At 44.8% G+C, this 4467-nt stretch carries 7 protein-coding genes and 1 pseudogene; all 8 read right to left on the bottom strand.

Annotated features, from left to right (window positions below; genetic code table 11):
- Positions 1-401: GTP-binding protein (locus AB7U21_RS10580; RefSeq protein ID WP_428388897.1), on the bottom strand; the 401-nt coding region annotated here is incomplete at its 3' end.
- Between the two features lie 123 nt (positions 402-524).
- Positions 525-974 (bottom strand): nucleoside-diphosphate kinase, encoded by a 450-nt coding sequence (ndk, locus tag AB7U21_RS10575; RefSeq protein ID WP_333787963.1) that lies wholly within the window; start codon positions 972-974, stop codon positions 525-527.
- Between the two features lie 12 nt (positions 975-986).
- Positions 987-1175 carry a 50S ribosomal protein L24e gene (locus AB7U21_RS10570; protein WP_333787962.1) on the bottom strand — a complete coding sequence of 63 codons (189 nt, stop codon included), beginning with the start codon at positions 1173-1175 and terminating at the stop codon, positions 987-989.
- A 5-nt stretch (positions 1176-1180) separates the two neighbouring features.
- Positions 1181-1396 carry a 30S ribosomal protein S28e gene (locus AB7U21_RS10565; protein WP_015324884.1) on the bottom strand — a complete coding sequence of 72 codons (216 nt, stop codon included), beginning with the start codon at positions 1394-1396 and terminating at the stop codon, positions 1181-1183.
- Between the two features lie 20 nt (positions 1397-1416).
- Positions 1417-1773: a 50S ribosomal protein L7Ae gene (gene rpl7ae, locus AB7U21_RS10560; RefSeq protein ID WP_298684735.1), complete on the bottom strand. Its 357-nt coding sequence runs from the start codon at positions 1771-1773 to the stop codon at positions 1417-1419.
- A gap of 274 nt (positions 1774-2047) precedes the next feature.
- The gene (locus AB7U21_RS10555) at positions 2048-2914 is read right to left on the bottom strand and encodes a hypothetical protein (protein ID WP_333787961.1); all 867 of its coding nucleotides are present in this window, start codon (positions 2912-2914) and stop codon (positions 2048-2050) included.
- 127 nt (positions 2915-3041) lie between these two features.
- A complete protein-coding gene (locus tag AB7U21_RS10550; RefSeq protein WP_428388892.1) occupies positions 3042-4268 on the bottom strand; it encodes a SufB/SufD family protein in 1227 nt (408 codons plus the stop codon).
- Positions 4247-4467: pseudogene (locus AB7U21_RS10545) on the bottom strand (ABC transporter ATP-binding protein); the annotation flags it as partial. The pseudogene AB7U21_RS10545 and the gene AB7U21_RS10550, both read right to left, overlap by 22 nt.

Raw genomic sequence — 4467 nt, 5'->3', positions numbered from 1 at the left:
ATCTTGATCGCCACCACCACGAAGGGGGTCTTGAAACGTTTCAGGATCTGCAGGCTCTCTATGGTCTGCGGCTTGAAACCTTCATTGATATCGACCACCACGATAGCAAGATCTGCAAGCGCTCCCCCGCGACTTCGCAGGGATGTGAACGCATGATGACCGGGAGTATCAATGAACAACAGGCCAGGTACGACAAACCTTTCCCTTAAGGAGGGATTGCCGCATTTCTCGACAATTACATCAATAGGCACTTCAGTAGCACCTATATGCTGGGTAATTGCACCTGCCTCACCGGCAGCCACTGAACTTCCTCTGATCTTATCAAGCAGGGTAGTCTTCCCGTGGTCTACGTGCCCCATCACAGATACTATTGGAGTTCGCAAATTCTTCCTGTCTACCATGAGAAAACCCTTCTTTTATTACTTTTTCTTTGGGATATGTAGAAACATAAGGAACGGGTTGCTCCATTCCCGATACCAGAATAGTCAAGAGGACCAGGAATGGCTAACACCGATCAGATCCCTTTACTCGTACAGCCACGCCTCATCTATCTTCTTATACGCTGTGATCTCGTTAGCCTTGAAGTGAATGGAGATCTCACGCTTTGCAGCTTCGGGTGAATCGGAAGCATGTACTATGTTCCTTCCGGTCTCTAATGCAAGATCACCACGAATAGTGCCAGGCAATGCGTTCACCGGATTGGTGGCGCCATTGATGGCCCTCATGATCGCAATGGAGTTATTACCTTCAATGACCATGGAAACAGATGGGCCGGAAGTAACATATTCTATAAGGGAATTGAAAAAAGGCTTTTCAGAATGCTCCTTATAATGTGCTTTTGCACTGTTCTTATCCATAACGTTCATACGCATGGCTGCTATCTTGAGCCCTTTTCTCTCTATCCTTGAGAGGATCTCTCCTATTAACCCTCTTTGCACAGCGTCCGGCTTTATCATCACATAAGTCTGTTCCATTTTGACACCAACTCAGGCTTTCTTGAGGTAGATCCTGCCCTGTTCTGTCCAGACAGTACGCCTGGGCAGCCTTCCAAGCATAAAGTTGTTCTCGCACTTGGATGAACAGAAATAATATGTAGATCCATCTTTCTTCGCGAACAATTTCCCTGTACCTGGCTCGAGCAACTCACCGCAGAAAGAACACTTTCTCTGTTCCATTCATATCACCTTGTAGTGAGCTTCTTGGCTTCTCGTGAGGTCTCCATGAGCATGAAGACATCCCCTATCCTTACGGGCCCGACACTGTTGCGGGTAATTATGCGGCCCTTATCGCGGCCTTCCAGGACCCTGCACTGGATCTGGCTGGCTTCACCATGCATACCGGTATTTCCGATAACATCGATGACCTCTGCCGCATATCCTGTATCATCATCTGCCATTGTCTATACCTCCAAAGGATTTATTTCAGAGCGTTGACCTTCTGGACAATGTCTTCAATAAGTTCTCCACCCTTTCCGGCATCTACTATAGCCACTGCTGCACAGTTGACACCGATTCCACAGGCTGCCCCTAATTCCTTCTGCTGTTTTACAAATATATATGGAGCATTCTTTTCTTCGCACAGTACAGGAATGTGAGCAATGATCTCAGCAGGCTGAATGTCCTCTGCGATAACTGCAAGCTTTACAATGCCTCTTTCAATTGCTTTTGTAACTTCGTTAGTGCCTTTCTTGAGTTTGCCGGTGTCTCTTGCGAGTTCAACGCTCTCGAGGGCTTTGTCAGCTAGCTCTACTGGAATATCGAATTTTTTTGCCATATTATTTATCTCCTTCAAAACCATGAATATATTTCATAGTCTTTCATCATTCATTGTAGCTCCGGAATGAATCTGGACCGGAACATATCTGGCTTAATGATCATCAACTGCCCGTGTTGGTTGCCACATAAAGTAAACTACATTGCAACTTACATCAAGCGTTGGCTATCAATCGCTGCATTTATTTATATACCTTGCGGCAAAATGCTAACGTAGCCTGCGCAGAAGGGTTTACGAGAACAAAAGTCTTTCCGTTGGAAAAGGAAAAAGAGCCTTAAGAGTAAGGCTCGAACGCAAGGTTAAAAAGGTTAGATTCATTCGCTTTCACTACAACTTTAGTGATATTGTTGTCTTTTACAATATCATATTCAAGCCCACGGTTTGAACTGTTCTCTGCAAGAGAACTGAGTTTTGTCAGAACGCTTTGATTGAGGTTCAGATAAAGAATGGTCCGTGCATAGGTTTTATTTTCCAGGGCCCTGAACTCCATGTAGTATTGGTCAGCGGTCAGTTCATTGTCGGAGCTTACCATCTGTATCTCTGCTCCGGGCTCGGTGTTACTGAGCAGATAATCGAAGTCTTTTGAACTTCCAGCAGTGCCGGAGATCACATCTATTACTTCCTTGAGCCTTTTTTCAGTACCCAATAACATAGGAGATCCAAGCACATTGGAATAATTATTGCCCCTTGACAGGAAATAATACCCATTATATGGTTCTGTTGATCGCATATACTGGAAGTTGACAACTTCCGGACTGATCGTATGCATCTCAAAGACGGCATCAGAATCTTCCGCAATATTATTGTCAATAGCAGTGAACTGTTTAGTTACCCATACATTATATAGGGCTGACATTTGAGTTGCATTTGGCTCAAACATTTGCAACTGACTCGTGTAAACCTTTGTAAAGTCCACATATTGAGCAGCTGTAATACCTTCAGGACTCATCGCCAGTCCGTCTGCAATGGAATTAAGCTCATGGCTCACTTTATTCCCAGGCATGGTCCCTATACCAGGAGCGTCACTGGCTGAATCTGGTTGATTATTGTTATTATTCGATGAACCGCTAAAGAACAGGGGAAGAATGGATCCCACCATGATCACTGCGAGAAAAATACCAATAGCACTCTTTTTATCCATTTATTATCCTCTCGGCGTTATCCTATGACATAGGATGATAAAAACCTTTACATAACAATTTTGGTAATAAAAATCTCAAAAATGGATGCGGCAATTCCCTGATGACCGCATCCTACATAGGTTTGCCTCAGATGGCCTTTTCACCTATTTTGGCAATGGTCTCATCGATGCTTGCCTTAAGCTCATCTGGTATTCCCTGAATGCCCACATCAAGGAATCCTCTGACTATCATTCCAACAGCTTCTTCTTCCGTAAGGCCGCGGGCCATAAGGTATTCTATTTGCTCCCTGGCGATCCTGCCGACAGCGGCTTCATGGGAGAGCTCTATATCCTCAACATTTGCTTCGAGGATGGGGATGGCCCTCTGAGTACCTTCACTGGAGAGTACAAGACCATGACATTCCAGATGACCTTTTGCCCCATCGGCATTACCTATCATCTCACCTCTTGCAATGACCTTACCACCTGTGGTGATCGTCCTTGAGATAATTTCTGCTTTTGTATCTGGAGCATCAAATATTACTCTGCTTCCCAAATCCAGTTCGGATCCGGGATGAGCTACTCCTATGCTGTTCAGCCTTGTAAATGCGCCTTTTCCTTCAAGCCGGACAGTCGGATACATCTGAATAGATCTCACTGCTTTCAGGGTAATGTAATTGTTGATATAGGTGCCACCTTCTTCAACATGGACCACAGTTCGGGGCCTGACACCTATCTGTTCAGCCCAGTTATGTATCATAGTAAAGTTAAGGGTAGCTCCCTTTTTCACATACATTTCTGAAATTCCCAGGTGTAATCCCTTTTCTACTCCCTTCTTAGTGGAGCATCCTGTGATCACATCAAGTTGTGCACCCTCCTCTACTACTATGAGATTGTGCACTGTCTGGGAAACATCCTTTGACCCTATGAGCAGGCATGTCTGCACAGGCATTTTGGATTTCTTTCCTGCAGGAGCACGGATAAAATAGCCATCTGCGTTCTGCAAGTAGGTCATCGCAGTATATTTATCTGCATCGGGTTTTACAAGTTTCCAGGAATAATCCTTCACCCAGTCGTATTTCTTAATAGCGTCCTGTAGGGACATGAGCTCAACTTCATCGTCCTGTTTAACAGATGCATGCGAAACTGCATTGTCGAGCATGATGAAAGTACCGCTGCGGTTTTCCTCATTGGGTACAACTCCTACATTCAGAAGTGTATTCTGATCATCGGAACTCAGCTTGGTCAGATCCTCTGTGACCTTTTCTTCCCTGCTGGCTATCTCGTAATCTTCCAGGTTGAAATCCTCACCATAGGCAGCACTCTTCTTAAGTGCATCTTCTGCCTTTTTCTTCAGAGATAGTTCATCTTGCATTTGACACACTCCTCATACCCCTGTGACTTAATATCTTCCAGCATCTCGTGCGGGTTACCGGAACACATCACTCTGACATTGCATAGTATAAACCCTCTATCTGCTTCCACATAATCCAGCACTTGTCCGGTATGGGTGATGATAAGGGCTGTTTTGCCATGTTTACTTCTTTCTCCTGCACATTTACCTTTACCACCCA

This window comes from Methanomethylovorans sp. (genome assembly GCF_050177135.1).
GTDB lineage: Archaea > Halobacteriota > Methanosarcinia > Methanosarcinales > Methanosarcinaceae > Methanomethylovorans.
Note: the sequence above shows the minus strand (reverse complement) of the source record. Positions and strands in the feature narration are given on the sequence as shown.

What these genes read in the sequence shown, in the direction of transcription:
- rpl7ae (WP_298684735.1), bottom strand. Translation starts at nt 1,773, where the DNA reads ATGGCAAAAAAATTCGATATTCCAGTAGAGCTAGCTGACAAAGCCCTC.
- AB7U21_RS10565 (WP_015324884.1), bottom strand. Translation starts at nt 1,396, where the DNA reads ATGGCAGATGATGATACAGGATATGCGGCAGAGGTCATCGATGTTATC.
- AB7U21_RS10570 (WP_333787962.1), bottom strand. Translation starts at nt 1,175, where the DNA reads ATGGAACAGAGAAAGTGTTCTTTCTGCGGTGAGTTGCTCGAGCCAGGT.
- AB7U21_RS10550 (WP_428388892.1), bottom strand. Translation starts at nt 4,268, where the DNA reads ATGCAAGATGAACTATCTCTGAAGAAAAAGGCAGAAGATGCACTTAAG.
- AB7U21_RS10555 (WP_333787961.1), bottom strand. Translation starts at nt 2,914, where the DNA reads ATGGATAAAAAGAGTGCTATTGGTATTTTTCTCGCAGTGATCATGGTG.
- ndk (WP_333787963.1), bottom strand. Translation starts at nt 974, where the DNA reads ATGGAACAGACTTATGTGATGATAAAGCCGGACGCTGTGCAAAGAGGG.